Source organism: Streptomyces sp. NPDC048639, assembly GCF_043199075.1.
GTDB lineage: Bacteria > Actinomycetota > Actinomycetes > Streptomycetales > Streptomycetaceae > Streptomyces.
In genome coordinates this window covers 178,114-205,066 of record NZ_JBICVP010000004.1, presented here as the reverse complement: position 1 = coordinate 205,066, position 26,953 = coordinate 178,114, and the positions used below count along the sequence as shown (strand labels likewise).

17 protein-coding genes, 1 pseudogene and 1 riboswitch are annotated in these 26,953 nt (G+C 68.5%); of the genes and pseudogenes, 5 read left to right on the top strand and 13 right to left on the bottom strand.

Annotated features, from left to right (window positions below; genetic code table 11):
* Nucleotides 1–11 precede the first annotated feature (11 nt).
* The 7 genes from ACGFNH_RS12710 to ngcE form a co-directional block, all read right to left on the bottom strand.
* Nucleotides 12–1,280: a sugar ABC transporter permease gene (locus tag ACGFNH_RS12710; protein ID WP_393653091.1), complete on the bottom strand. Its 1,269-nt coding sequence runs from the start codon at nucleotides 1,278–1,280 to the stop codon at nucleotides 12–14.
* Complete coding sequence (locus tag ACGFNH_RS12705) at nucleotides 1,277–2,065, bottom strand: ATP-binding cassette domain-containing protein (RefSeq protein WP_393653090.1); 789 nt, start codon at nucleotides 2,063–2,065, stop codon at nucleotides 1,277–1,279. The genes ACGFNH_RS12710 and ACGFNH_RS12705 overlap by 4 nt, the downstream gene beginning before the upstream one ends.
* A gap of 243 nt (nucleotides 2,066–2,308) precedes the next feature.
* Nucleotides 2,309–3,394, bottom strand: a complete 1,086-nt coding sequence (locus ACGFNH_RS12700) for a sugar ABC transporter substrate-binding protein (protein WP_393653089.1) — start codon at nucleotides 3,392–3,394, stop codon at nucleotides 2,309–2,311.
* A gap of 121 nt (nucleotides 3,395–3,515) precedes the next feature.
* Entirely contained in the window at nucleotides 3,516–4,715 is a 1,200-nt protein-coding gene (locus tag ACGFNH_RS12695; protein ID WP_393653549.1) for an ROK family protein, read from the bottom strand.
* Between the two features lie 269 nt (nucleotides 4,716–4,984).
* A complete protein-coding gene (locus ACGFNH_RS12690) occupies nucleotides 4,985–5,905 on the bottom strand; it encodes a carbohydrate ABC transporter permease (protein WP_393653088.1) in 921 nt (306 codons plus the stop codon).
* Nucleotides 5,905–6,834, bottom strand: coding sequence for a carbohydrate ABC transporter permease (locus tag ACGFNH_RS12685; RefSeq protein WP_393653087.1), 930 nt, complete (start codon nucleotides 6,832–6,834; stop codon nucleotides 5,905–5,907). The genes ACGFNH_RS12690 and ACGFNH_RS12685 overlap by 1 nt, the downstream gene beginning before the upstream one ends.
* 129 nt (nucleotides 6,835–6,963) lie before the next feature.
* The gene (ngcE, locus tag ACGFNH_RS12680; protein WP_393653086.1) at nucleotides 6,964–8,409 is read right to left on the bottom strand and encodes an N-acetylglucosamine/diacetylchitobiose ABC transporter substrate-binding protein; all 1,446 of its coding nucleotides are present in this window, start codon (nucleotides 8,407–8,409) and stop codon (nucleotides 6,964–6,966) included.
* 486 nt (nucleotides 8,410–8,895) lie between these two features.
* Here ngcE and ACGFNH_RS12675 point away from each other — a divergent pair, with 486 nt between their 5' ends.
* Nucleotides 8,896–12,729, top strand: a complete 3,834-nt coding sequence (locus ACGFNH_RS12675; protein ID WP_393653085.1) for a GH92 family glycosyl hydrolase — start codon at nucleotides 8,896–8,898, stop codon at nucleotides 12,727–12,729.
* 151 nt (nucleotides 12,730–12,880) lie between these two features.
* Here ACGFNH_RS12675 and acnA read toward each other — a convergent pair whose 3' ends face one another.
* Nucleotides 12,881–15,598 (bottom strand): aconitate hydratase AcnA, encoded by a 2,718-nt coding sequence (gene acnA / locus ACGFNH_RS12670; protein ID WP_393653084.1) that lies wholly within the window; start codon nucleotides 15,596–15,598, stop codon nucleotides 12,881–12,883.
* Nucleotides 15,599–15,857: 259 nt separating this feature from the next.
* Nucleotides 15,858–16,439 (bottom strand): dihydrofolate reductase family protein, encoded by a 582-nt coding sequence (locus ACGFNH_RS12665; protein ID WP_393653083.1) that lies wholly within the window; start codon nucleotides 16,437–16,439, stop codon nucleotides 15,858–15,860.
* Nucleotides 16,440–16,625: 186 nt separating this feature from the next.
* Here ACGFNH_RS12665 and ACGFNH_RS12660 point away from each other — a divergent pair, with 186 nt between their 5' ends.
* Nucleotides 16,626–17,273 (top strand): TetR/AcrR family transcriptional regulator, encoded by a 648-nt coding sequence (locus tag ACGFNH_RS12660; RefSeq protein WP_393653082.1) that lies wholly within the window; start codon nucleotides 16,626–16,628, stop codon nucleotides 17,271–17,273.
* A 91-nt stretch (nucleotides 17,274–17,364) separates the two neighbouring features.
* Nucleotides 17,365–18,894, top strand: a complete 1,530-nt coding sequence (locus tag ACGFNH_RS12655) for a helix-turn-helix domain-containing protein (RefSeq protein ID WP_393653081.1) — start codon at nucleotides 17,365–17,367, stop codon at nucleotides 18,892–18,894.
* A gap of 341 nt (nucleotides 18,895–19,235) precedes the next feature.
* Here the strand turns inward: ACGFNH_RS12655 and ACGFNH_RS12650 are convergent, their stop codons facing one another.
* The 3 genes and pseudogenes from ACGFNH_RS12650 to ACGFNH_RS12640 form a co-directional block, all read right to left on the bottom strand.
* Nucleotides 19,236–20,159, bottom strand: coding sequence for a cobalamin-binding protein (locus ACGFNH_RS12650; protein ID WP_393653080.1), 924 nt, complete (start codon nucleotides 20,157–20,159; stop codon nucleotides 19,236–19,238).
* A 204-nt stretch (nucleotides 20,160–20,363) separates the two neighbouring features.
* Nucleotides 20,364–22,682, bottom strand: a complete 2,319-nt coding sequence (gene metE, locus ACGFNH_RS12645) for a 5-methyltetrahydropteroyltriglutamate--homocysteine S-methyltransferase (protein WP_393653079.1) — start codon at nucleotides 22,680–22,682, stop codon at nucleotides 20,364–20,366.
* Between the two features lie 165 nt (nucleotides 22,683–22,847).
* Nucleotides 22,848–23,064, bottom strand: a riboswitch (cobalamin riboswitch).
* A gap of 115 nt (nucleotides 23,065–23,179) precedes the next feature.
* Nucleotides 23,180–23,316 (bottom strand): annotated as a pseudogene (locus tag ACGFNH_RS12640) (short-chain fatty acyl-CoA regulator family protein); the annotation flags it as partial.
* 169 nt (nucleotides 23,317–23,485) lie between these two features.
* Here ACGFNH_RS12640 and ACGFNH_RS12635 point away from each other — a divergent pair.
* A complete protein-coding gene (locus tag ACGFNH_RS12635) occupies nucleotides 23,486–24,157 on the top strand; it encodes an enoyl-CoA hydratase-related protein (RefSeq protein ID WP_393653078.1) in 672 nt (223 codons plus the stop codon).
* Nucleotides 24,158–24,374: 217 nt separating this feature from the next.
* Here the strand turns inward: ACGFNH_RS12635 and ACGFNH_RS12630 are convergent, their stop codons facing one another.
* Nucleotides 24,375–24,758, bottom strand: a complete 384-nt coding sequence (locus tag ACGFNH_RS12630) for a cupin domain-containing protein (protein ID WP_393653077.1) — start codon at nucleotides 24,756–24,758, stop codon at nucleotides 24,375–24,377.
* 1,515 nt (nucleotides 24,759–26,273) lie between these two features.
* Here ACGFNH_RS12630 and ACGFNH_RS12625 point away from each other — a divergent pair.
* On the top strand, nucleotides 26,274–26,930 hold the full coding sequence (locus tag ACGFNH_RS12625) for a response regulator transcription factor (protein ID WP_393653076.1): 657 nt from the start codon (nucleotides 26,274–26,276) through the stop codon (nucleotides 26,928–26,930).
* Nucleotides 26,931–26,953: the final 23 nt, after the last annotated feature.

Genomic DNA, 26,953 nt, shown 5'->3' with positions numbered 1-26,953 from the left:
CGGCCGGTTGGTCAGGTACGGCCGGCCGACTTCTGGGTCCTGCGCGAGACCGAGTCGATGACGACTGCGGCGAGCAGGACCGCTCCGGTGATCATGTACTGGATCTCGCTGGCCATGCCGAGCAGGTTCAGGCCCTGCTGGATCGACTGGATCACGAGCATCCCGAGGAGCGCGGACCAGATCTTGCCGCGACCACCGAAGAGGCTGGTGCCGCCGATGACGGCCGCCGCGATCACGTTCATCAGCGTGTTGCCGGCACCGAGGCTCTTGGTGGCGCCGCCGGACAGGCTCGCGATGAACAGGCCGCCGACGACGGCCAGGGTGCCCGCGATCGCAAAGACCGTGATGCGGATTTTGTCCACGTTGATACCGGCGCGGCGGGCCGCTTCGGCGTTGCCGCCGACGGCGAAGATCTGCCGGCCGTAAGTGGTGCGCCGCACCACGAAGTCGGCGACGACCAGCACCACCAGGAAGATCACGAGCGCCAGCGGCAGGCCCCGCGACTGGTTGAGCTCGTAGGCGGCGATGAAGGACAGCGCGGCCACCACGCCCGTCCGCAGGGCCATCTCGCTGACCGGGCGGGAGGGCAGCCCGGCGGTCCTGCGGCGGCGGCTGTCGAGGAGCATCGAGGCGAGGTACGCCACGGACGCGACGAGGGCGAGACCGTATGCGGCCGAAATGTCCTCGAAGTAGTGGTTCGTGAGTTGGTCGACGATGCTGCCGCTCGGCGTGTTGATGCTGCCTTCCTGGCCCATGAGCCAGATCTGCAGACCGCTCCAGCCGAGGAAGCCGGCCAGGGTGACCACGAAGGCCGGGACACCGACCTTGGCGAAGAAGAAGCCGTGCAGACCGCCGATGAACGCGCCCGCGGCGATGGCGATCAGGACCGAGAGGCTGTCGCCCATGTCGTGCGTGACGCTGAGCACCGCCCAGATGGCCGCGCCCACACCCGCCACGGATCCCACCGACAGGTCGATCTCGCCCAGCAGCAGCACGAAGACGATGCCGACGGCCATGATGCCCTGGCCGGCGACGTAGATGCTGATGTTGCTGAGGCTGTCGGCTGACAGGAAGCTGGCGTCCAGCGACTGGAAGATGACGCCGATGACGATCAGGCCCAGGACGACGGGGATCGAGCCGAGCTCACCGCCGCGGACCTTGCGCTTGAACTCGGTCAGATAGCCCTTGAGGCCCTCCTCGCGGACGAGGAGGCGCGGGTCGACGACCGGAATCGGCGCCGCACTGTCGTCGATGACGTCGGGGCTCTTGGTGTCGCTCACTTGGTCACCTCCGCGGTGCGCGCCTGACGGCGCGTCACAGCGTTGTCCGTGGCGCCGGTGATGGCGGCGATGATCTCTTCGTGGGAGGTGTCCTTCACCGGGAAGACACCGTTGTTGCGTCCCAGCCGCAGCACGGCGACCTTGTCCGCGACGGCCTTGACGTCCTCCATGTTGTGGCTGATGAGGATGACCGCGAGGCCCCGCTCGCGCAGCCGCTCGACCAGGTCGAGGACCTGCGCGGTCTGCTCGACGCCGAGGGCGGCGGTCGGCTCGTCGAGGATGACGACCTTGGGCTCGCCGATCAGGGCACGGGCGATCGCGACGACCTGGCGCTGACCGCCGGAGAGCGACGCGATCGGGATGCGCACACTGGGGATGCGGATGGACAGGGTCTCCAGCAGCTCCTTGGCGCGCTTCTCCATCGCCACCTCGTCGATGACGCTCGCGCGCCGCAGCTCTCGGCCGAGGAAGAGGTTGGCGACGACATCGAGGTTGTCGCACAGGGCGAGGTCCTGGTACACGGTGGCGACGCCGAGGTCCTGGGCGTCGTGCGGCCGGTTGATGGACACCCGCCGGCCTTCCCACTCGATGGCCCCTTCGTCGATCGGGTGCACGCCCGCGATCGTCTTGACCAGGGTGGACTTTCCGGCGCCGTTGTCGCCGACGAGGGCGACCACCTCGCCTGTACGGATCTCCAGATCGACATCGGTGAGCGCCTGGACGGCGCCGAACCGCTTGGAGACCCCGCGCAACGCCAGCACGGGCGTAGCGGACACGTGAATCATCTCCTTCACCGCCTGACCGGCGGGGACACCGCGCGCATCGGGGACGCGCGGGGAATGCGAGAGCAAGAGGGGTTTACGGGGGATTGTCCGGTACCCGCACCGCCGGCGGGGTGATGGCGGGGCGGGTACCGGACGGGCTTCCGCCGTACGGACCGTGGGCCTGAAGGGCCCGTGAGCCCGGGCCCGGGGGCCTGGGCACCACGGAGCGAGAGGCCCTTGGACCTACGGCCGGAACGACCGTGGTTACTTGATGCCGGCCTTGTCGCACGCCGCCTTGAAGTCGGCGGTGCAGATCTTGTCGGCCGTGTAGACCTTGTCCTTGATGATCGTGTCCTGGATGTTCTTGTCGGTCACGATCGTCGCGTCGTAGAGCTTGGTCGGGATGCCCTTCTTGCTCTTGCTGTCCATCTTCTCCGGGGCGATCGAGGCGATGTCCTCGCCCTTGAGGAGCTTGACCGCGATCTCCGCGGTGGTCTCCGCCTCGGGCTTGATGCCCTTGTAGATGGTGAAGGCCTGGCTGCCGGAGAGAATCCGCTGCAGACCGGCGAGTTCGGCGTCCTGGCCGCCGACCGGCACGTTCGTGACGCCCGCGGACTTCAGGGCGGTGGTCACGCCGCCCGCCATGCCGTCGTTGGCGGAGTAGACGGCGTCGAAGCCGGTCTTGCCCAGGGAGGTGATGGCGGCGGCCATCTTCTTGTTGGCCTCGTCCGGCGACCAGTCCGGGATGTCCTGCTCGTAGACGACCTTCTTGACCTTGCCGTCGAGGACCTTGTGGGCACCGGACTTGAAGAGCGCCGCGTTCGGGTCGGTGGGCGAGCCGTTGATCATGACGACGCGGCTGTCCTTGGCCTTGTCGCCGAGCGCGTTGAGGACGCCCTCGCCCTGGAGCTGGCCGATCTTCTCGTTGTCGTAGGAGACGTACGCGGAGACGTCGCCCTCGGCCAGGCGGTCGTAGGCCACGACCTTGACGCCCTTCTTGGCGGCGGCGTCGACCCAGGACTTGGTCGCGGTGGCATCGACCGCGTCCAGGATGATGACCTTGACGCCCTTGGTGATCAGGGCGTCGAACTGCTTCTTCTGGGTCTCGGTGTCCTGGTTGGCGTTGTTGTACGCCACATCGCAGTCGTCGCAGAGCGACTTGATCTTCTTCTCCATGAACGGGCGGTCGAAGGTCTCGTACCGGGTCGTCTTGTTCTCCGGCAGGAGAAGACCGATCGTCTTGTTGTCGCTGTCACCGCTGTCGCTGCCGGCCTTGCCGCACGCTGCCATGGACAGAGCCATGGACACCGCGGCCGTACCGATCACAACGCGACGCATCGTTGCGTTCATCCGTGGAACCTCCCTGACGAGGCCGCGTCGTTGCGGCCGAGGTGGCTGGAAGTCAACTCGGCCGCCACGTGAGCGTCAAGAAGTAAATCCTTAACGAGATGGCAACGGTGCCATTCGTTATCTAAGTGAAGGCGGGTGCGGGAGCCGCAAAGGATCCATCCAAAAGGGTTGAATCGCCCATCTCATTGAGGACGAGAGCCAGCGCGCCCAGCACCTCCGCGCGTCCGCCGAGCGCTCCCGGCACCACCGAGAGCTGCCGCGCCGCGCTCGGGATGGCGTACCGCGCCACCGATTCCCGTATCGGGGCGAGCACCAGCTCACCGGCCTCCGCGAGATCCCCACCGAGCACCACCCGGCTGGGGTTGAGGAGGTTGCACAGGTTCGCGACGCCGCTGCCGATGTGGCGGCCCACATCGGCGACGACCCTCCGGCAGCCCGGGTCGCCCTCGCGCGCGAGCTGCACCATACGCTCCACAGTGAGGTCGGGTCCGTGGCTCGAATGCAGCAGTCCGAGGATGTACCGGGCTGCGGTGAAGGTCTCCAGGCAGCCGCGGTTGCCGCAGCGGCAGACCGGCCCTGACTCGTCGAGCGTGATGTGCCCGATCTCCCCGGCGGTGCCGCCGGGGCCGCGGTAGATCTGCCCGTTGATCACCAGACCGGCACCCACACCGCTGGCGACCTTGATGTACGCGAGGTCCTTCACACCGCGGCCGCTGCCCCAGACCAGTTCGCCGAGCGCGCCCAGGTTGGCGTCGTTGTCGACGTGCACGGGCACGCCGAGCCGTCCGGCCAGTTCCTCGCGCGGGTTGGTCCCGACCCAGCCGGGCAGGATCGCGCTGGAACCCAGGGTCCCCGACTCGACGTCGATCGGGCCCGGTACGCCGAGCCCCACGCCGATGACCTTCTCCGGGCCGATGCCGGTCGCCGCGACCAGCCGGCTCACCAGCGACTCGGCGCGGTCGAAGCCCTGGGCGGCCGAGGCGTCCACATCCAGCGGCTCGGCCTCCTCGGCGAGCACCTGGTGGGCCAGATTGCCCACGGCGACGCGCAGATGGGTGTGGCCGAAGTCCACGCCGACCACGATGCCGGCGTCGCCACTGAGGGAGACGCTGCGCGCCCGCCTGCCGCCGGCCGACGTGGGCGTCACCTGGACCGTGCCGCCGTCCTTCAGTTCCCGGACGATATTGGAGACCGTGGCGGCGGACAGCCCGGTGCTCCGGGCGATTTCCGCCTGTGTCAGGGAACCGGCCAGCCGGACCGCGCGGACGACCCGCTCCAGATTGGCCCGGTGCAGCGACGACTGCGATCCCGGAGTCTCCACCACGGTCTGATCACTCCCAGCAGGGGGCAGGACGGAGCCGCCACGGTGAGACCCCGTCGTGTACAACATGTGAACTCTAAGATGAGCCCCAGAGGTTGTCTCTCGTCAAGACCTTGAGCGGGGCAGGCGTCGAATGAGCGCTATCACACGCCGAACCCCGTACACGTCCCGGTCGGGGGCCCGTACGCCCTCTCGTGCACATGCCGGTGTACGGGCACGCGCCGGTGCCCGTACCTCGCCGTCCCGAACGCCGGGGCGTCCTCCGCCTCCTACTTCAGGGCACCCGCCGTCAGACCCGCGACGACCTGCCGCTGGAAGACGATGTACGCCGCGAGGACCGGCAGCATCGCCATCACCAGACCCGCGAAGAGCCCCGACCAGTCGCCCTTGTAGCCCTGGCTGACCGCGAGCTGGACCAGGCCCTGGGAGAGCACCTTCTTCTCCGGTTCGGTGTTGAGCACGGTCGGCAGCATGTACTGGTTCCACTGCCCGAGGAAGTTGAAGATCCCGACGCTGATCAGACCCGGCTTGGCCATCGGCAGCATCACCTGGAAGAACGTCCGGGTGTGCGAGGCGCCGTCCATGAACGCCGCCTCCGCCACCGATGTGGGCAGCGTCCGGAAGAAGGCCGTGAGGAAGAAGACCGTGAACGGCAGCGAGTACGCGATGTAGACGAGGACGAGGCCGTGCAGCGTGTTGAGCAGGGCCATGTTGTTCATGACGTAGAACAGCGGCACCAGCGCCAGGATGATCGGGAAGCTCATCCCGCCGATGAAGAGGAAGTAGATGAAGCGGTTGCCCGGGAAGGTGAACCGGGCCAGTACATAGGCGGCCATGGATCCCAGGAGCATGGTGCCGAGGAGCGAGCCGCCGACCACCAGCACCGTGTTGAGGAAGTAGTCGCTCATGTGCGCCTGCGTCCAGGCGCGGGACCAGTTGCCGAACTCCAGGGAGGTCGGCAGCGCCCACGGCGAGGTGAAGATCTCCCGGTCCGTCTTGAAGGACGTCATCACCGCCCACAGCAGCGGCATGACGACCATGAAGGCCCAGAGGATCAGCATCCCGTGGGAGAAGACGCCCAGGACCTTGCCATCGCGCTTCTCCCCCGTCCCCTTCGGCGCGGGACCGGTCTTCACGACGGGAGGGCGGTCTCCCGTGACGCCGGCGGGAGGGGTCTCGGTCGTCTTCATCAGTACTCCAGCCGCTCGCGCCGGCCCAGCCGCATCACGACGGCCGCGAAGGCCAGCGTGACGATGAGCAGGGCGACACCGATGGTCGTCGCGTAGGCCGCCTGGCCGTCGCGGAAGGCCTTTTGGTAGACGTACAGCGGGAGCACCGTCGTGGAGTAGTCGGGGCCGCCCCCGTTCGGGCCCACGGTCATGATCTGCACGACCGCGAAGGACTCCGCGCCCAGCGCCAGGATGCCCATGTAGACCCAGCCCGACTGCACGGTGTCCCAGAGCAGCGGCAGGGTGATCCGGAGGAAGGTGGTGATCCGGTTGGCGCCGTCCAGCAGCGCCGCTTCGTAGAAGTCATTGGGTATGGACGACATGCCGGCGGAGAACAGCACGACGAAGAAGCCGACCGTGCTCCACACCAGAACGGCCATCACGCACCACAGCGCGAGGTCCGGATCGCCCAGCCAGTTCGGCTGCACGGAGTCGAGGCCGACCGCCTGAAGAGCCGAGTTGATGGCGCCGCTGTTGGGGTTGTACGCGAACTGGAACAGCAGGGCGACGATCGCGATCGACAGCACCTGCGGGAAGAAGTACACGATCTTGTAGAACGCGCTGCCCCGCACACCGCCGACGGCGGTGCCCTTTCCGCGCCGCCCGCCGACGTTCAGCATGAACGCGAAGAACAGCGCGAGGCCGATCGTGACCAGCGGCAGCAGCAGCACGAACAGCGCGCTGTGCTGGAACGACTTCCAGAAGACGGAGTCGTCGAGCATCCGGCTGTAGTTGTCGAAGCCGACCATCGCGAATTCCGGGCTCAGACCGCTCCAGTCCGTGAACGAGTAGTAGATGGACTGGATGAACGGCCAGATGACGAAGAGGACGTAGATCGCCAGGGGGGCCGCCAGGAACCCCACGATGAACCGGTATTTACCGTGCTGCATGGACCGACCTCGATCTCCCTGCGGGTGCTGCCGCCGGCAACTGCGCCGGGCCGGAAGGCCCCGCCACGGGCGGCAGCGACCGGGGCCTCCGGCGCCGCCACCCGCGGGAGGGTCCCCCCGGCCCCGGCCTCACTGGTGCTTGTAGTGCTTGATCGAGCTGTCCTTGGCCGCCTCGTCGGCGAAGGCCTGGATCTTCTTGACGGCCTCGGCCGGAGTGAGGCGGCCGGCCATCATCTCCCCGAGACCGGCGACGCCGATCTTCTCCTTCTGCAGGGCCACGTACCAGTCCTGGATACGCGGGTTGAGGACGTTGTCCCCCGCCTTCTCCAGGGCCGCGATCCCGGAGGTCAGCCCCGGCGGCAGGGTCAGGCCGTCGGTGCCTCCGTCGAAGGACGTGAGGGAGGAGACCTGTTGGGTGAAGTTCTTCGACGACGCCTCGCTGAGCATGATGCGGAGCTGTTCCATGCCGCCGTCGGGGTTCTTCGCCTTCGCCGGGACGATGAAGGGCTCACCGCCGGAGGCCCACATCGTGCCGAAGGGCAGCTTGTCGGAGCTGTCCAGGCCGGACGGTGCCGCGACGCGCATCTCGAAGTTCTTCGGCGTGGTCTTCTTCGCCTCGTTCTCCACCCAGGAGCCGTTGGGGATGAAGAGCGCCTTGCCCTCGTTCCAGGCGGTCTGGGACTGGATGTGGTCCAGGCCCGGGGTGCCCCTGAGGATGTAGCCCTTCTTGAAGAGCTCGTAGTACGCCTCGAAGGCCGCCTTGACCGCCGGGTGCTTCCAGGCGTTGGGCTCGAGGTTGTCGATCGCGTCGAGCACCTCCCGGCCACCGATCTTGCCGATGAACGGGTAGAGGCTGAAGGGGATGTAGTACGGGTGTTTGCCCGCATATGTCCAGCCCGCGATGCCCTTCTTCTTTGCCTTCGCGCAGAGCGCGAGCATGTCGTCCCAGGTCTCCGGGTACTCCGCGTCGAGCTTCTCCAGCGCGGTCTGGGAGTACCACACGCCGTAGACGGTGTACGCGTAATACATGATCCAGACCGGGTCGCCGTCGAACTGGCCCATTTCGACGACACCGGGGCGCAGGGTGTCGCGCACCTTCTTCTTCGGGTCGTCGATGGAGGGGGCGTCCAGCAGCGGTGTGAGATCGGTGAGCTGCTTCTTGCCGACCAGGACGCCCATGTCCATCTGCTCGGCGCCGGAGTTGTCGATCAGGTCCGGCGGGGTGCCGCCATTGAAGCGCGGCTGCAGCACGGACTGGATCTTCTGGGTGGAGGAGAACTTGACCTTAGCCTTCTTATAGGTCTTCTCGTAGACGGCCTTGGCGTCCTCGGCGTACTCGATGCCGAAACCGCCGTCGAAGATGACGATCTCGAGCGGCGCGCCGTCATTCACGCCCAGCGGGTTCTTGGCGGTCTTCTTGCCCTTCTCGACCTTGTTGTCGGCGCCACTGTCACTGCTGGCGCACGAGGCGAGAAAGGTCATCGTGGGGACGGATATCAGACCGACAGCAGCGGAACGCTTGATCAGATCACGACGGCCGAAGCCCTCGTCGGTGTGGCCGGAGGTGGATCCCATGCTCAAGTCCTCGCCTTCTCCAGGACTCAGGCGGTGTACTGGTCGCCCGTACGGAATCGCCTCCGGCGAAGGGACCCGCCACCGCGGTCATATTGAAGCTGGGGTCGTGCAGGGTGCCGCGGGAACGGTGTGAGGGCCCGGCAGTTGACGCGATCAACGCCTCCCCCGCCGTCGCCCTCCGATCCCCCGGGCCCGCAGCCGGTGCCAAACGGCTGGCAGACGCCGACAGGTATAGTCCACTTCCGCCGCGGCGGGCAAGATCGAATGCAGGTTTGCCCGGCAGTCTTTCCCGAGTTGAGACCTCCGGGAAAAACGGACGAACAGCCACTGGATAAAACGGGGCCGAACGGACACCTGTCGAGCGCCATTTGATAACCCGTCGGAGTGGCATCCCCAACTCCCTTGACACCACCGACCCCATCAACCATTACTTAATCCTGCGCAACCCGGTTGACAACGTTGTCAAGATCCGTGGAGGGGCTGGAGATGCAGCGCAGACGATGGCGCAGGCTCGGACGCACGGTCGCCGTGGTGGCGACCGTTGTGCTGGCCGCGACGTCCCAGGGCTCGGCGGTGGCGCTCGCCCCGCGCGAACCGGTGCGAACCTCGCAGGAATTTTCCTCTTCCTTCGAGTCCGGCGATCCCCAGCCAAGTTGGAACAATACCGTGGAAACCGGCCCTGGCGGCAAGAAAAAAGCCTCAGGGGTCGACGGAGGTGACAGCTCCGGCATTCCGGGCAATGTGACCGGCAAGGTCACCGACGTGCGTGCCAGCGCGGAGAACACCGACGGCGGCGAGATCAAGGAGAACCTGGTCGACGGCGAAGCCACCACCAAATGGCTGGCCTTCGAGAAGACCGCGTGGCTGGAATTCGAACTCGACGAGCCGGTCAAGGTCGTCCGCTACGCCCTGACCTCCGCCAACGACGAGGCGTCCCGCGACCCGAAGACCTGGACCCTTCAGGGCTCGAACGACGGGGAGAGCTGGAAGGACCTGGACTCCCGCGAGGACGAGGTCTTCGAGAAGCGCCAGGAGACCCGCGAGTTCGACGCGGACAACTCCACCGAGTACCGGCACTACCGGCTCGACATCACCGCCAACAACGGCGACGACCTCACCCAGCTCGCCGAGCTCCAGCTCGCGGGCGAGGACACCGGCGAGCCCGCCCCCTCCGACATGCGCACCCACGCCGACCGCGGCCCCTCCGGCGGTCCCACCGCCAAGGCCAACACCGGCTTCACCGGGCTGCGCGCCCTGCGCTACGCGGGCACCCACCAGGCCGAGGACCGGGCGTACTCGTACAACAAGGTCTTCGACGTCGACACTCCTGTCACGGCCCGGACCCTGCTCTCGTACCGCGTCTATCCGTCCATGGGTGAGACCGACCTCAAGTACCCCGCCACCCATGTCTCGCTCGACCTGGCCTTCACCGACGGGACGTATCTGAGCGACCTCGCCGCCGTCGACCAGCACGGCGCGCGGCTCACACCGCAGGGCCAGGGCTCCTCCAAGACCCTCTACGTCAATCAGTGGAACCACAAGGAGTCCCTGATCGGGCGGGTCGCCGCGGGCAAGACCATCGACCGCGTCCTCGTCGCGTACGACGCCCCGAAGGGCCCGGCGAAGTTCCGCGGCTGGGTGGACGACGTCTCCATCGCGCCCGAAAAGGCCGAGAAGCCGCCCGCGCATCTCTCGGACTACGCGTCGACCACCCGCGGCACCCACTCCAGCGGCAGCTTCTCGCGCGGCAACAACGTCCCGGCCACGGCGGTGCCGAACGGTTTCAACTTCTGGACGCCGATGACCAACGCCGGCTCGACGAGCTGGCTGTACGAGTACGCCAAGGCCAACAACGCCGACAACCTCCCCACCCTCCAGGCCTTCGGCGCCAGCCATGAACCCAGCCCCTGGATGGGTGACCGGCAGACCTTCCAGGTGATGCCGTCGACCGCATCCGGCACCCCCGACGCCGGACGGAAGGCCCGCGCCCTCCCCTTCCGGCACGAGAACGAGACCGCCCGCCCGCACTACTACGGCGTGACGTTCGAGAACGGTCTGAAGACCGAGATCGTGCCCACCGACCACGCCGCGATGATGCGGTTCACCTTCCCCGGCGCCGACGCGAGCGTGATCCTCGACAACGTCAACAACTCCGGCGGGCTGAGCCTCGACCCCGACAGCGGAGTCGTGACCGGATACTCCGATGTGAAGTCCGGTCTGTCCACGGGCGCCACCCGCATGTTCGTCTACGGCGTCTTCGACACGCCCGTCAGCGACAGCGGCAAGCTGTCCGGGGGCGGCGGCAAAGACGTCACCGGCTTCATGCGGTTCGCCCCGGGCGCGGACCGCACGGTCACCCTGCGCCTGGCCACCTCCCTGATCGGCGTCGACCAGGCCAAGGCCAACCTCGCGCAGGAGATCGCCGCCTCCGACACCCTGGAGTCGGTCAAGGCGCGCGCCCAGAAGGCGTGGGACGACATCCTCGGCCGTGTCGAGGTCGAGGGCGCGACCCGCGACCAGCTCACCACGCTCTACTCGAACCTCTACCGGCTCTACCTGTATCCGAACTCGGGCTACGAGAACACGGGCAGCCGGCAGAAGCCTCGGTACCGGTACGCCAGCCCGTTCTCCGACGCCACCGGTGAAGACACCCCGACCCGGACCGGCGCGAAGATCGTCGACGGAAAGGTCTTTGTCAACAACGGCTTCTGGGACACGTACCGGACGACCTGGCCCGCGTACTCCCTGCTCACCCCGGACCGGGCCGCGACGATGGCCGACGGCTTCATCCAGCAGTACAAGGACGGCGGCTGGATCTCCCGCTGGTCCTCGCCCGGCTATGCCGACCTGATGACCGGCACCAGTTCGGACGTGGCCTTCGCCGACGCGTACCTCAAGGGGGTGGGCCTGGACGGCGAGGCCGCCTACGAGGCCGCGCTGAAGAACGCGACCGTCGCCCCGCCCTCCCCCGGCGTGGGCCGCAAGGGCATGGAGACCTCGGTCTTCCGCGGCTTCACGAGCACCGACACGCGCGAGGGCATGTCCTGGGCGCTGGAGGGATATCTCAACGACTCCGGCCTGGCGAAGATGGGCGAAGCGCTCCACGCGAAGACGAAGAAGGCCCGCTACAAGGAGGAGTCGGCCTATTTCCGCAGCCGCGCCCAGTCCTACGTCAACCACTTCGACAAGGACATCGACTTCTTCCAGGGCAAGCGCCCGGACGGCCAATGGCGGGTCGAGCCCGGCGACTACGACCCGCGGGTCTGGGGCCACGACTACACCGAGACCAACGGCTGGAACTTCGCCTTCACCGCCCCGCAGGACACCCGCGGTCTCGCCAACCTCTACGGCGGCAGGTCCGCCTTCGCCAAGAAGCTGGACACCTTCTTCTCCACGCCCGAGACGGCCGACCCCGATCTCGCCGGCTCCTACGGCGGTGTCATCCACGAGATGACCGAGGCGCGGGACGTCCGGATGGGCATGTACGGGCACAGCAACCAGGTCTCGCACCACATCCCGTACATGTACGACGCGGCCGGCCAGCCGTGGAAGACGCAGGAGAAGGTCCGCGACGTGCTTTCCCGCCTCTACCTCGGCAGTGAGATCGGCCAGGGCTACCCCGGCGACGAGGACAACGGCGAGATGTCGGCCTGGTACCTCTTCAGCGCGCTGGGCTTCTACCCGCTGGTGATGGGCAGCCCCGAATACGCCATCGGCTCCCCGCTGTTCACCAAGGCCACCGTGCACCTGCCGGGCCGCGACCTGGTCGTGAAGGCCCCGCGCAACAGCGCGCGCAACGTCTACGTCCAGGGCCTGAAGGTGAACGGCAAGGCGTGGAACTCCACCGCTCTGCCGCACTCCGCCATCGCCAAGGGCGGGACGCTGGAATTCGCCATGGGCCCCGAGCCCTCGAAGTGGGGTACGGGCGCCGACGCCGGACCCACCTCCCTCACCAAGGGCGACAAGCCGCCGTCCCCGATGCGGGACGTGGCGGAGAGGGACGGGTCGAAGCTGACGGACGACACCTCGAAGACGGAGGAGTCCTTCACCTCGGCGGAACCCTCGCTGAAGTCCGGCTCTCGCGTGACGTACTACACGCTCACCTCGGCGAAGGCGGCCGAGGCGCCGAAGGGCTGGGTCCTCAAGGGCTCGGCCGACGGCAAGACGTGGAAGGAGATCGACCGCAGATCCGGCGAGTCCTTCGCCTGGAACCGGCAGACCCGGGTCTTCAAGGTCGCCAAAGCCGACACCTATCCGCATTACCGGCTGGAAGCAGTCGGCGGTGCCGCGACTCTGGCCGAAATCGAGCTGCTCTCCTAGGATCCAGGTCCCCGAAAGGGAATCCGAAACCCCATGCGGCAGGGCCGCACCCCTCTTCGAACAGGGGGTGCGGTCCTGCCGTATGCGTGAGACGCACACGGTCGGGGCGGGCCCCCCTACAGGGAGCCCGCCCCGAAACGTCCGGCTGCCGTTACTTGCGGATCAGCGAGCGCAGCACGAACTGCATGATGCCGCCGTTGCGGTAGTAGTCCGCCTCACCCGGGGTGTCGATGCGCACCTTGGCGTCGAACTCGACCTCGCCCGCACGGACCTTGACGGTCTCCGGGATGCCGCCGTCGTTGAGGGCGGTGACACCGGTGATGTCGAAGGTCTCCTCGCCGGTCAGGCCGAGGCTGAGCGGCGAGGCGCCCTCGGGGAACTGCAGCGGCAGGACGCCCATGCCGATGAGGTTCGAGCGGTGGATGCGCTCGTACGACTCGGCGATGACGGCCTTGACGCCGAGCAGCGCGGTGCCCTTGGCGGCCCAGTCGCGGGAGGAGCCGGAGCCGTACTCCTTGCCCGCGAGGACGACCAGCGGGGTGCCCTGCTCGATGTAGTTGCGCGAGGCGTCGTAGATGAAGCCGACCGGGCCGCCGTCCTGCGTGAAGTCGCGGGTGTAGCCGCCCTCGGTGCCCGGCGCGATCTGGTTGCGCAGGCGGATGTTGGCGAAGGTGCCGCGGATCATGACCTCGTGGTTGCCGCGGCGGGAGCCGTAGGAGTTGAAGTCACGACGCTCGACACCGTGCTCGGTGAGGTACTTCCCGGCCGGGGTGTCGGCCTTGATCGCACCCGCCGGGGAGATGTGGTCGGTGGTGACCGAGTCGCCCAGCTTGGCGAGCACGCGGGCGCCCGCGATGTCCTCGACCGGGGAGGTCTCCATCGTCAGGCCCTCGAAGTACGGGGGCTTACGGACGTAGGTGGACTGCGGGTCCCACTCGAAAGTGTTGCCGGTGGGGACGGGCAGCGCCTGCCACTGGGCGTCGCCCGCGAAGACGTCCGCGTAGCTGGTGCTGAACATCTCCTGGCCGATCGCGGAGGCGACGACCTCCTCGACCTCCTTCTCGGAGGGCCAGATGTCGGTCAGGTGGACCGGGTTGCCGTCCTTGTCGATGCCGAGCGCGTCCCGGGTGATGTCCACCTTCATGGAGCCCGCGATGGCGTAGGCGACGACCAGCGGCGGGGACGCCAGGTAGTTCATCTTGACGTCCGGATTGATCCGGCCCTCGAAGTTGCGGTTGCCGGACAGCACGGAGGTGACGGCGAGGTCGGCATCGTTGACGGCCTTGGAGACCTCGTCCGGCAGCGGGCCGGAGTTGCCGATGCAGGTGGTGCAGCCGTACCCGACGAGGTTGAAGCCCAGCTTGTCGAGGTACGGGGTGAGGCCGGCGCGGTCGTAGTAGTCCATGACGACCTTGGACCCGGGGGCCAGGGTGGTCTTGACCCACGGCTTGCGGGTGAGGCCCTTCTCGACCGCCTTCTTGGCCACCAGCGCGGCGGCGACCATGACGTACGGGTTCGAGGTGTTGGTGCACGAGGTGATGGCGGCGACGGTGACGGCGCCGTGGTCGATCTCGTACTGGGTGCCGTCGGGGGCGATCACCGGGGTCGGCTTGGTCGGCACGCCGTTGGTGACGGCCGGGGCGTCGGAGGCCGGGAAGGACTCCATGCCCGCCTCGTCCAGGTCCGCGACGGGGACGTAGTTGCGGACGTCCTGCGCGAACTTCTCGGCGGCCTCGGCCAGGACGATGCGGTCCTGCGGGCGCTTCGGGCCGGCGATCGAGGGGACGACCGTGGCGAGGTCCAGCTCGAGCTTCTCGGAGAAGTCGGGCTCGGCGGACGGGTCCAGCCACAGGCCCTGCTCCTTGGCGTACGCCTCGACGAGCGCGAGCTGCTGGGGCGAACGGCCGGTGAGCTTCAGGTAGTTGATGGTCTCGCCGTCGATCGGGAACATCGCGGCGGTGGAGCCGAACTCCGGCGACATGTTGCCGATGGTGGCGCGGTTGGCCAGCGGCACGGACGAGACGCCCTCGCCGTAGAACTCGACGAACTTGCCGACGACGCCGTGCTTGCGCAGCATCTCGGTGATCGTGAGGACGAGGTCGGTGGCGGTGGTGCCGGTGGGCATCTCGCCGGTCAGCTTGAAGCCGACGACCCGCGGGATGAGCATCGACACCGGCTGACCGAGCATCGCGGCCTCGGCCTCGATGCCGCCGACGCCCCAGCCGAGGACGCCGAGGCCGTTGACCATGGTGGTGTGCGAGTCGGTGCCGACGAGGGTGTCGGGGTACGCCTGGCCGTTCCGGACCATGACAGTGCGGGCCAGGTGCTCGATGTTCACCTGGTGGACGATGCCGGTGCCGGGGGGCACGACCTTGAACTCGTCGAAGGCGGTCTGGCCCCAGCGCAGGAACTGGTAGCGCTCCTTGTTGCGGCCGTACTCCAGCTCCACGTTCTGGGAGAAGGCTTCGGGGGTGCCGAAGCGGTCGGCGATGACGGAGTGGTCGATGACCAGCTCGGCCGGGGCCAGCGGGTTGATCTTCGCCGGGTCGCCGCCGAGTTCCTTGACGGCCTCGCGCATGGTGGCGAGGTCGACCACGCACGGCACACCGGTGAAGTCCTGCATGATCACGCGGGCCGGGGTGAACTGGATCTCCTCGCTGGGCTGGGCGCTCGCGTCCCAGTCGCCCAGCGCGCGGATGTGGTCGGCGGTGATGTTCGCGCCGTCCTCGGTGCGGAGCAGGTTCTCCAGCAGCACCTTCAGGCTGTACGGCAGACGGGCGGAGCCCTCGACCTTGTCCAGCCGGAAAATCTCGTACGACTCGTCGCCCACGCGCAGCGTGCTGCGGGCGTCGAAGCTGTTCGCCGACACGACAGTCTCCTTCATCAATTACGCGTTACTCACGCGATCCTGCCGCCCCGGCTCGTGGCCGGTCCGCTAAGGTAAGGCTTAGTTAGGTAACCCTTACCGAGGGGCGGCAGCGGTGCGCCTCTCGCAAGATATCTCGATGTCGAGATAACTCTAGTACATCACCGCTGCCCGGTCATGCCCCAGCCGCTGACCAGGCACGGAACGCCCGACCCTCCCGCCGGACGCCCGGTCGCCACCCCCGGACCTCCGGCAGCGGCGGTCACCCGGCCCCCCGCGCCCGCTCGTACGTCGTGACCGTGGACCCGCTCCCGAAGGCGCGACACGAGGTGAGCCGGAACTGCCCGACCTCGAACTCCGCGGAGAACATGGGGATTCCGCTGCCGATGACGATCGGATACGTCTTCACGATCAGCTCGTCGATCTCCGGGAGCAGCGCGCCCGCGAGCCGCGCCCCGCCCGCCAAGTAGATGCCCAGCCCCTCCTCGCGCTTGAGTTCCCGTACCGCCGCGAGCGGGTCGGTGGAGACAAGGGTCACGGCGGGGTCCGGACTCTGGGCGATGCTCCGCGTCACCACATAGGTCCGCAGATGCTCGTACGGGTCGGTGATCCCTTCCTCGAGTGCCGGGTCGTAGGTGGCCCGCCCCATCACGATCGTGTCGAAGCGTGTGGTGGGGGCGTCGATGCCGAGTGCCGCGCGGGTGGGGGTCGGCAGGGCGTCCGCGTACTCCGTCGCCATGTGGGTCAGGAGGTCGTCGCCCAGCGGATAGAAGTCGTACGAGCCGTCGGGGGCGGCGATGAAGCCGTCGAGACTGACTCCGACGTAGTAGGTGAGCGTGCGCATACGTCCTCTTTCGCGTTTCGGAGTTCGGGACCTGGGATCGGGACCCGGGAGACGGGATACGGGCTCGGGACGGCGAGGCCCGACGAAAACAACCACTTCATGTATAGTGCTCCATGCGTAGTGGTTGCTGCAAGAGGGTTTCCGCGGCGCACGGCATGTCCCGGAGCTCCTGAAGGAGGACGCGAGATGGTGCGGAACCCGGAGCGGAGGGTGGCGCTCGTCGACGCCGCGATCGAGGTCCTGGCGAGAGAAGGAGCCAGGGGCCTGACCTTCAGGGCCGTGGACACCGAGGCAGGCGTACCCGCCGGCACGTCCTCGAACTACTTCGCCAACCGCGACGACCTCTTCAATCAGGCCGGCCGCCACATCCACCAACGTCTCGGCCCGGACCCCGGCGCCCTGGCCGAGGCCATGAAGGCGCCGCCGTCGCGCGAACTCGTCGGCGCGTTGATGCGGGATGTGATGGACCGCATCTCCCGGGACCGGGCGGGCTATGTGGCACTGATGGAACTCCGCCTGGAGGCCACCAGGCGGCCGGAGTTGAGGGACGCGCTCACCCGCACGATCCGCGAGGACCTGGAGGGGAACGTCCGCTTCCACCTCGACGCGGGGCTGCCCGGCGACCGTACGACGGTGCTGGTGCTGTACTTCGCGATGCTCGGGCTGATCGTCGAGCATCTGACGCTTCCGGGGGTCCTCACGATGGAACCGGCGGGTGCACCGGATCCGTCGGACGCAGGGGATCCGCCGCTGCCACCCGGCACTCCGGAGGCTCCGGGCTCGCTGGATGCCCTGATGGAAAGCATCGTGACACGCATTGTCCCGACGTCATGAATCGCACCCCGAGGGCACTTTTCACCTTTTCAGCCGAAACACACCCGACTCCAATGTCAGGCTCATCTCATATCTGAGATAACCTCGGCTCATGGCAGACGACTACCTCGTACGCATCGGCAAGCTCATCCGTGACGCCCGTCAGCACCGGGGATGGACGCAGACGCAACTCGCCGATGCACTGGGCACCAGCCAGAGCGCCGTCAACCGCATCGAGCGCGGGAACCAGAACATCAGCCTGGAGATGATCGCCCGCATCGGCGAGGCGCTCGACAGCGAGATCGTCTCCCTCGGCTACGCGGGCCCCATGCATCTGCGAGTCGTCGGCGGACGCCCGCTGTCCGGCAGCATCGATGTGAAGACGAGCAAGAACGCGTGCGTGGCGCTGCTGTGTGCTTCGCTGCTCAACTCCGGCCGCACCACGCTCCGTCGGGTCGCGCGGATCGAGGAGGTCTTCCGGATTCTCGAGGTGCTGGGGAGCATCGGCGTCCGCACACGGTGGCTCAACGACGACGGCGACCTGGAGCTCGTCCCGCCGGCCAAGCTCGACCTCGACGCGATGGACACGACGGCGGCGCGCAGGACCCGGAGCGTCATCATGTTCCTGGGCCCGCTGCTGCACCGTACGGAACACTTCCGGCTGCCGTACGCGGGCGGCTGCGACCTCGGAACCCGCACCGTACAGCCCCATATGACGGCCCTTCGGCACTTCGGTCTCGAAGTCACCGCGACCGAGGGCACCTACCACGCGCAGGTCGACCGCACCGTCGCCCCCGGCCGCCCCATCGTGCTGACCGAGCGCGGCGACACCGTGACCGAGAACGCGCTGCTGGCCGCGGCCCGCCACGACGGCGTCACCGTCATCCGCAACGCCAGCTCCAACTACATGGTCCAGGACCTGTGTTTCTTCCTGGAGCGACTGGGCGTCAAGGTCGAGGGCGTCGGCACCACGACCCTCACCGTGCACGGCACCGCGACCATCGACCGCGATGTGGACTACGCGCCGTCCGAGGACCCGGTGGAGGCGATGAGCCTGCTGGCCGCTGCCGTGGTCACGGAGTCGGAACTGACGATCCGTCGCGTACCGGTGGAGTTTCTGGAGATCGAGCTGGCCGTCCTGGAGGAGATGGGGCTCGACACGGAGCGCACGGCGGAGTACGCGGCGGACAACGGCCGCACCCGGCTGATCGACCTCACCGTACGGCCGTCCAAGCTGCGGGCGCCGATCGACAAGATCCACCCGATGCCGTTCCCCGGGCTCAACATCGACAACGTGCCCTTCTTCGCGGCGATCGCGGCCACCGCCCAGGGCTCCACCCTGATCCACGACTGGGTCTACGACAACCGGGCGATCTATCTGACGGACCTCAACCGCCTCGGCGCGGACGTCAAACTCCTCGACCCGCACCGCCTGTTGGTCGAGGGGCCCACGCGCTGGCGCGCCGCCGAGATGATGTGCCCGCCCGCCCTGCGGCCCGCCGTGGTCGTGCTGCTGGCGATGATGGCGGCGGAGGGCACGTCCGTGCTGCGCAATGTGTATGTGATCAACCGGGGTTACGAGGACCTGGCGGAGCGCCTGAACTCGGTGGGCGCGCAGATCGACATCTTCCGCGACATCTGACACACCGCGCGCCGCCGCACCCATACGTCCGTCCCGCAGGATGCGGGCCGGAAAGAAGTGCGGCGGCGCGGCAACTGCGGGACTTCACGCGGGCGTTGCGTCTGAGCCAGGGCTCCTTCGGGGCGGGCTCCCCGAGGCTCGCCGCGGTCCCGGGCGGGCCGGGGCCGGGCGTAGTTGGGTGGAGCCTGGGGCGAGCCGGGCGGGCGTGGAAGGCAGGGATCACGGCTGCCCCGTGTGCCTGCGCGAGGCAGCACGCAGAACAGCAGCACCCTCGTTCCGCCGCCGGTCCTCGACCGCGAGGGGCGCTGACCGGCGCGCACCGAAACGACGCTGAGCGGGTCTCAGCCGACGACCCGCTGTGCTTCGGATCCCGTGAGCGGGCTACCGGCGTCGACCCCGTGCAGAATTCCGGCGAGGACCTCCGCGCCCCGCACCACCCGCGGCCCCGGACGGTTGAAGTGCGCGGGACCGTCGACGACCCACACCGCTCCGTCCGCCACCGCCGGGAGGTCGTGCCATCCGGGCAGTCCGGTCAGCAGGCCCTCCCACTCGCTCAGCGTCCGGCCGGGGTCGAAGCCGCACGGCATCAGCACGATCACCTCCGGTCGCGCGGCCCGTACCGCCTCCCACTCCACCGGCTTCGTGTGCTCCCCCGCCGAGGCGAGCAGCGGCAGGCCGCCCGCGTACCGGATCTGCTCCGGGACCCAGTGCCCGGCCGGCCAGAGCGGATCGAGCCATTCGATCGCCGCCACCCGGGGACGCGGACGCCCGGCTGTCATTCGCTCCACCGCCGCCAGACGCGTACGGAGTTCGGCTGCCCGCCTGCGTCCCCGGTCGGCCACCCCCAGGATCTCACCCACGCGGGCCAGGCAGTCCAGTACCTCTTCCAGCGTGCGCGGCTCGAGGCTGAGCACCCGGGGGCCGCCCTCGTCGAGAACCCGGACGGCCTGCGACACCGCCTCGTACGACACCGCACAGACATCGCAGAGATCCTGGGTGAGCACCACGTCCGGCTCAAGGGCGTTCAGGATCTCGGCATCGAGCGTGTACAGCGATGATCCCCGGTGCGTGGCGCCCCCGACAGCCCGGGAGATCTCACGGCTGGACATCGCCTCGGCGTCGAACCCGGCGGCGGTCACCACCGGTACGTGTTCCACCTGTCCGGCCGGCCAGTCGCACTCGTGCGTACGACCCACCAGATCGTCGATCAGGCCGAGTTCGGCGACGATGTCGGTGGCCGCGGGCAGCAGGGAGACGATGCGCATACCCCGACCCTAGGACGCCTTCGCCTGCGACGGCTCCGCGGATGTGGCGGCGCGTATGCCGGGGAGGACAGCGATATGCCGCGCCTGCCAGAGCTCCGTCGGACCTCCCCGGTCGCGGCCGGTCACGGCTGGTCGCGGCCGGTCATGGCCGGGCACGGGGACGGCCGGGAAGGCAGTCGCGTGCCTCCCCGGCCGTCCGTCGTCTCAGGAGGCGGAGAGTTCCCCACGGACCGTGCGGGCCGCGGCGACCAGGTTCTCCAGGGACGCGCGCGTCTCCGGCCAGCCGCGGGTCTTCAGGCCGCAGTCGGGATTGACCCACAGCCGCTCGGCGGGGATCGCCTCAAGTCCCTTGCGCAGCAACGCCGCCGCTTCGTCCGCGCCGGGCACGCGCGGGGAGTGGATGTCGTAGACACCCGGCCCGGCCTCGCGCGGGTAGCCGTGTTCGGCGAGTTCACGGGCGACCTGCATGTGCGAGCGCGCGGCCTCCAGGCTGATGACGTCCGCGTCGAGGTCGTCGATGGCCTGGACGATGTCGCCGAACTCGGCGTAGCACATGTGGGTGTGGATCTGGGTGTCCGGACGGACCCCGCTGGTGGTGAGCCGGAAGGCTTCCGTGGCCCACTCCAGGTACGCCGGGCGGTCGGCGACGCGAAGCGGCAGGGTCTCGCGGAGGGCGGGCTCGTCGACCTGGACGACCGACGTACCCGCTGCCTCCAGGTCGTTCACCTCCTCGCGGAGGGCGAGGGCGACCTGGCGGGCGGTCTCCGCCAGAGGCTGGTCGTCGCGGACGAAGGACCACGCCAGCATCGTGACCGGGCCCGTGAGCATGCCCTTGACCGGCCGGCTGGTGAGTGACTGGGCGTACGTCGTCCAGCGCACCGTCATCGGCCCGGGCCGCGAGATGTCGCCCGCGAGGATCGGAGGGCGCACATAGCGGGTGCCGTAGGACTGGACCCAGCCGTGCTGGGTGGCGAGGTATCCGGTGAGCTGCTCGGCGAAGTACTGCACCATGTCGTTGCGTTCGGCCTCGCCGTGGACCAGGACGTCGATGCCGGCCTTCTCCTGGAAGGAGATGACGTCGCGGATCTCCGCCTTGATGCGCTCCTCGTACCCGTCCGTGCCGATACGGGCGGCCCTCAGGTCGGCCCGTGCGGTGCGGAGTTCGGCTGTCTGCGGGAACGATCCGATCGTGGTCGTCGGCAGCAGCGGCAGACCGAGGTGGGCCCGCTGCGCTGCGGCCCGCTCGGCGTAGGGCTGGGAGCGGCGTGCGTCCGCGTCGGTGACGGCCGCGGCCCGGGCGCGTACGGACGGGTCGTGGGTGATCGGCGAGCCGTCGCGGGAGGCCAGGTCGGCCTGGTTGGCGGCGAGTTCGGCGGCGATGACGGCTGTGCCCTCGGACAGGCCCTTGGCGAGGGTGACGACCTCGGCCGTCTTCTGGCGGGCGAAGGCCAGCCAGCGGAGGACCCGGGGGTCGATGTCGCGTTCGGCTGCCGTGTCGAGCGGCACGTGGAGGAGCGAGCAGGAGGCGGAGACATCGACGCAGCCGGCCAGGCCCAGCAGGGTGCCGAGGGTGGCGAGCGACTTCTCCAGGTCATTGACCCAGATGTTGCGCCCGTTGACGACGCCGGCGACCAGGCGCTTGCCGGGCAGTCCGCCCACGGCGGCGAGTGCCTCGAGGTTGGAGGCGGCCGATTCGGTGAAGTCGAGCGCCAGGCCGTCGACGGGAGCCTTGGCCAGTATGGGCAGGGCAGCGCCGAGCCGGTCGAAGTAGGAGGCGACCAGCAGTTTCGGCCGGTCCGTGAGCGCGCCGAGGTCACGGTAGGCGCGTTCGGCGGCGTTGAGCTCGGCGGGCGTACGGTCCTGCACGAGGGCCGGCTCGTCGAGCTGAACCCACTCGGCGCCCGCCGCCCGCAGATCGGCGAGGACATTGGCGTACACCGGCAGCAGCCGGTCGAGGAGCGTCAGCGGGTCGAAGTCCGCGGCCACCCCGGGCGCCGGCTTGGCGAGCAGGAGGTAGGTGACAGGGCCGACCAGGACCGGACGAGGCGTCAGGCCCAGGGCGAGCGCTTCCTTCAGTTCTGCGGTCTGCTTGGCGGAGTCGGTGCGGAACACCGTGTCAGGTCCCAACTCCGGTACGAGATAGTGGTAGTTGGTGTCGAACCACTTGGTCATCTCCAGCGGAGCGACGTCCTGGGTTCCGCGCGCCATCGCAAAGTAGCCGTCCAGCGCATCGGCCTGGACGGCAGCACGGTGGCGCTCGGGGATCGCGCCGACCATGACCGTGGTGTCGAGGACGTGGTCGTAGTACGAGAAGTCGCCGGTCGGCACCTCGTGGACCCCGGCGTCTGCGAGCGACCGCCAGTTCGCGCTGCGCAGGTCTGCGGCGACGGACCGGAGGGCTCCGGCGTCGACCCGGCCCTTCCAATAGCCCTCGATCGCCTTCTTCAGCTCCCGGTTCGGGCCCTGACGGGGGTAGCCGTACACGGTCGCCCGTGCTGCCGCGGCTGCGGACTTCGCTGTCACGGAAATCTCCTTCGCGAGATGACTCCTTGAGATCCCGGAGCGACCGTCGGAGCGCGAAGGGTGACGGAATCGACAGCAGGGGCCCGCGCGGCATGCGCGGCCATCCGCCGAATCCGTACTCCCCCGGACCCGCCCACGAGGTCACCGGGATATCCACGCGTGATCGGTCACGCGCGGGCAACGGGCAGGTCTTCGGACTCGCGGGCACGCCCTCCGAAGAGGGCACCTACTGGCCGTCGCTTCCCAGGCCCGGCCGGGCCCAGTGCTGATGACGGCGGTCGTTCCCGCTCACCGCTGCGGGGCAGTCCCGGATTTCCACCGGGTTCCCTCTTGCGACGCTCCTGCCTGGCGGGCAGGGCGAACCAGTTGCAGGGCCAGCCTACGGGCACGCTCCTCCCCCGGGCCACGTCTGCCCGCATGGTGGGTGGCGTCGCGGGCCCGGCGTGACGGCTGAGGCGGGAGGGGCAGGGGAATGTTCGGATCGGCCCCGCTGCCCGGGCGACGGCGAACTCGGCGCGAGGGGCCCGGCTGCCGAAGCCGCCACGGGTCACCGTGCGCGCGACCCGGAAGTGCCGCGTTCGGTCCGGCATTCGGCCACCCGCGTGCGAATCCGCCCGGGCGCGGAGGACGCCTCGCCGGGGAGCGCCGGAGCCGCCCCACCAGGGGCGCTGTGAGAAGTCCGCACGTCGATGGCGTTGCGCCCTACGCGGACTGCATTGAGCAGGGAATGCTCATCAGCGCACATCTACCGGTCAGTAACTTGAGCGGGCATCGTAGATGCATCACCGGAAGGGACTGCCGACATGCCCCAACTGACCCGCTTCGACGACGTCTTCGTCCTGGATCTGGGTTCGGACGAGAACCGCTTTCACCCGGACTGGATGAGGGAGGTGAACGACGCCCTCGGAGAGATCGAGGCGGCCACCGGACCACGGGCCCTGACCACCGTGGCGACCGGCAAGTTCTGGTCCAACGGGCTCGACCTCGCGTGGGTGGGCGCCCACCCAGAGGAGCTGATCCCGTACGCCGACTCCATGCACGATCTCGTCGCGCGACTCCTCGCGCTCCCCGTACCGACGGTGGCCGCCGTGCAGGGGCACGCCTTCGCCGCGGGCGCGATCCTGGCCCTCGCGCACGACTACCGCGTGATGCGCGCGGACCGCGGCTACATCTGCCTGCCCGAGGTCGACATCGAGATCCCCTTCACTCCGGGTCTCACCGCGCTCATCCGCTCCCGGCTCACCCCGCAGACGGCCCACAGGATGGTGACCTCGGGGCACCGCTACGGAGGGGACGAGGCACTGGCCGCGGGCATCGTCGACGAGACCGCGGACCAGGACACCGTCCGGCAGCGCTCCATCGATCTCGCGGCGTCGCTCGCCGCCAAGGCGGGTCCGACGCTCGGCACCATCAAGGTCCGCCTCTACCAGGACGTCCTGCGGGCCCTGCGGGACAGGGCGGCCAACATCCCGTAGTGCCTCTCCCGCGAGTGCCGCGGGTCCCGGGGAGAGCCGGAGGCAGGACGCACTCACGGTCATCCATCTGTCAACCGACCGCCGTTCCGGCCGGTGGGTCGGAACGGTGCGCCCCGGTGCGGATGGCGATGAACCCTCGGGCGCGGCTCGTTGGCGACACCCTCAGGGACCCGGCGCCCCCGCCCCTCACCTCCCGCGGCCCTGCGGCCGCGGGAGGTCACGCGCTGCTGACCACGGTGAACTTGCGGCTGGGCTCGTGCACTTCGCAGAGGCCTTCACGGCCGCCCGGCAGCGATCTCGCGTCACCGGCGCGCATCTCGTACAGCTCGCCGGTGTCCAGGGTGAGGGTGAGGCGACCCTCCAGAAGCACGAACGCCTCGTCGTTGACGAAGTGCCACCTGAAGGCGGACGGCTCGGCCGTGAAGAAGGCTACGACCTTGGTGGGCGTCCGCACTCCGACCGTGCGCAGGACCTTGATCCGGCAGTCCGGCTCGCCTTCGACGACGTCTTCACCCAGCGGATAGGGACTCCAACCGCCGCGGTCCAGGGCGGCGGTGGTGACGCTGTCGGGGTCGGGGGGAAGGGCGGGCAAGGCGGGCATGTCAGCTCCTCACAGGACATCGTCGGCACTCGCGCGTCGGCGAGGCAGCACGTGGTGGCGGCTTCTCCCGCGTCGGCCGACGATTATGACGGTCGTTATATCCGACGGCGAGGCTAGGATATAACGACCGTTATAAGCAAGGGGGTCGACGACGACGACGACGAGGCCCCGGCCCACCGTCGCGGCAGAGGATCGCGGCGGGGGCGGCGGACACGCTCAGCCTCCGGAGACCGGGCGCCCACCGGCGCGCGTGAGCCGGCCAAGCACGCCGGAGCCCGCTCGGCTCCACGTACCGCCACTTCCCTGACGGTCGGCCGCAGTTGGCCGCCCAGGCCGTCCGCCACGCGGGCGACAGCGCATCGGCTGCCCTCTGCACGCAGAGCTCCGGAGGCCCGCCCCGTCGGCGGCCTCCGCACGCCCCTCGGCCTCTGGCCCGACATCGTCATCAGCGGCTACTCCCGCGCCGGTTGCGGCGGTTGCGGCCGTTGCGCCGTCCTCGCCGTCTCCGTCGACTCTTCGGCGGAGCAGGCTGCGGCTCGCCACTCTCATCGCGGGCGCGGCCACGGGGACGGCCGCCCTTGTCCCGGCCCAAGCGCAGCATCGAGCTCCTCGACCCGCACCGCCGCCGAGCACCGTCGGGCGATGGCCTTCCGGGCGATCGGCCGAGATCCGCTGCGGTCGCGTCGCCCGTGTGACAACATCTCGTAAAGTGGGCCGGAGCGGCAAAATTGAGTATGTGGCGAACGTCTCCGGGCGTTCCGGCCGAATGGCTTGTTTCGGACTCCTCTCCGCAGCTCGCCCACGCTGAGGCAGGCCGGAAGGATCGGCCGTCCGCCGCCCACCGCGCCACAAACCGGGGCAAATTTCACCCTGCGACGAGCGTCCCCCGAACCAAACGGATCCGCTTTCGCCAAAACGCTAAAGGGTGGTTGAACTTTGGGCCCCCGGTCCACAAGATCGGTGGTGACGGTGCGAACGCGGTGGATGGCCGCTCGCGCCGCTCCTCACGGGGGTTCTCCTGTCACGATCATGAATGGTTGTCCCATATGTTTTGACCTGCTTCGGGAACGTCCGACGCACACCGTTTCCTGTGAACGCGCCCGCGAGAAAGGGAACTTGAAAAAACTACGTCCCGACATGTTTTCCACGGGCCACGCATGCGGTCCGGAAAGGCCTCACCGCCGGACGGAGACAATGACCCGGCGATGCAGAAGCAGGAATGGCCCGAGCCGAGCAGAGGCTCGGATAGAGGTGGGGGCGGCCATATCGCCCCGCCCACCCGGAACTTGGTGCGCCTGTACCCCGGACAGGCGCGTAGGCGATACCGCATAGGCGATACGGGCCGGCAAAACCCTGACCAGCGCCCGCTCTCCCCGTATCCCGGTCGCCCCACGGCGCCGCCGACCGCCCTGGGCCGCCCGGCCCTCGGAGGTTCCCTCCACCCTTTCGGCGCCGCCATGCGCTCTGCGCAGTCCTCCGTGGCGGACACCGATTACGCGAAGGATAAGAAGCGCAATGCGCATGCTCGTTGTGGAAGACGAACCCGCAACCGCGAACCTGGTCGTCTCCACTCTCCAACGTCACGGCTACGAAACCGAGCAGGCGACCACCGGGAAAGAAGCACTGGCGATTCACCACGAGGTGGATTTCATCTTTCTCGATCTGGGGTTGCCGGACATGGACGGCCTGGAGGTCTGCCGGGCCATCAGACAAGTAACGGATACGCCCATCATTGTCGCCACGGAAGGCCGGAGCGAACTCGACCGCGTCCTGGGACTTCAGGCAGGAGCGGACGACTGTCTCGACAAACCGTACGGTGTCCGGGAACTCGTCGCCCGTATTCAGGCGATATTGCGCCGCACCCAGGCCCGGCCCAAGGAGACGAATACCCTCACCCATGGCACGCTGCATATCGACGTTCTTTCGCGGCAGGTGAGGCTGGGCGAGGACCATATCTCCCTGACACGCAAGGAGTTCGATCTCCTGGTGGCCCTCGCCTCTCGTCCGGGTGTCGTCCTCACCCGCAAGGAATTGATGAACCAGGTGTGGAACGACGGCTGGACGATGGGCCGCACGATCGACACCCACGTCAACAGCCTGCGGGTGAAGCTGGGTTCGAGCAGCTGGATCGTGACCGTACGAGGAATCGGCTTCCGGATCGGCCTGGGCTGAGGACCCCCGTAGCCGACGCCCTT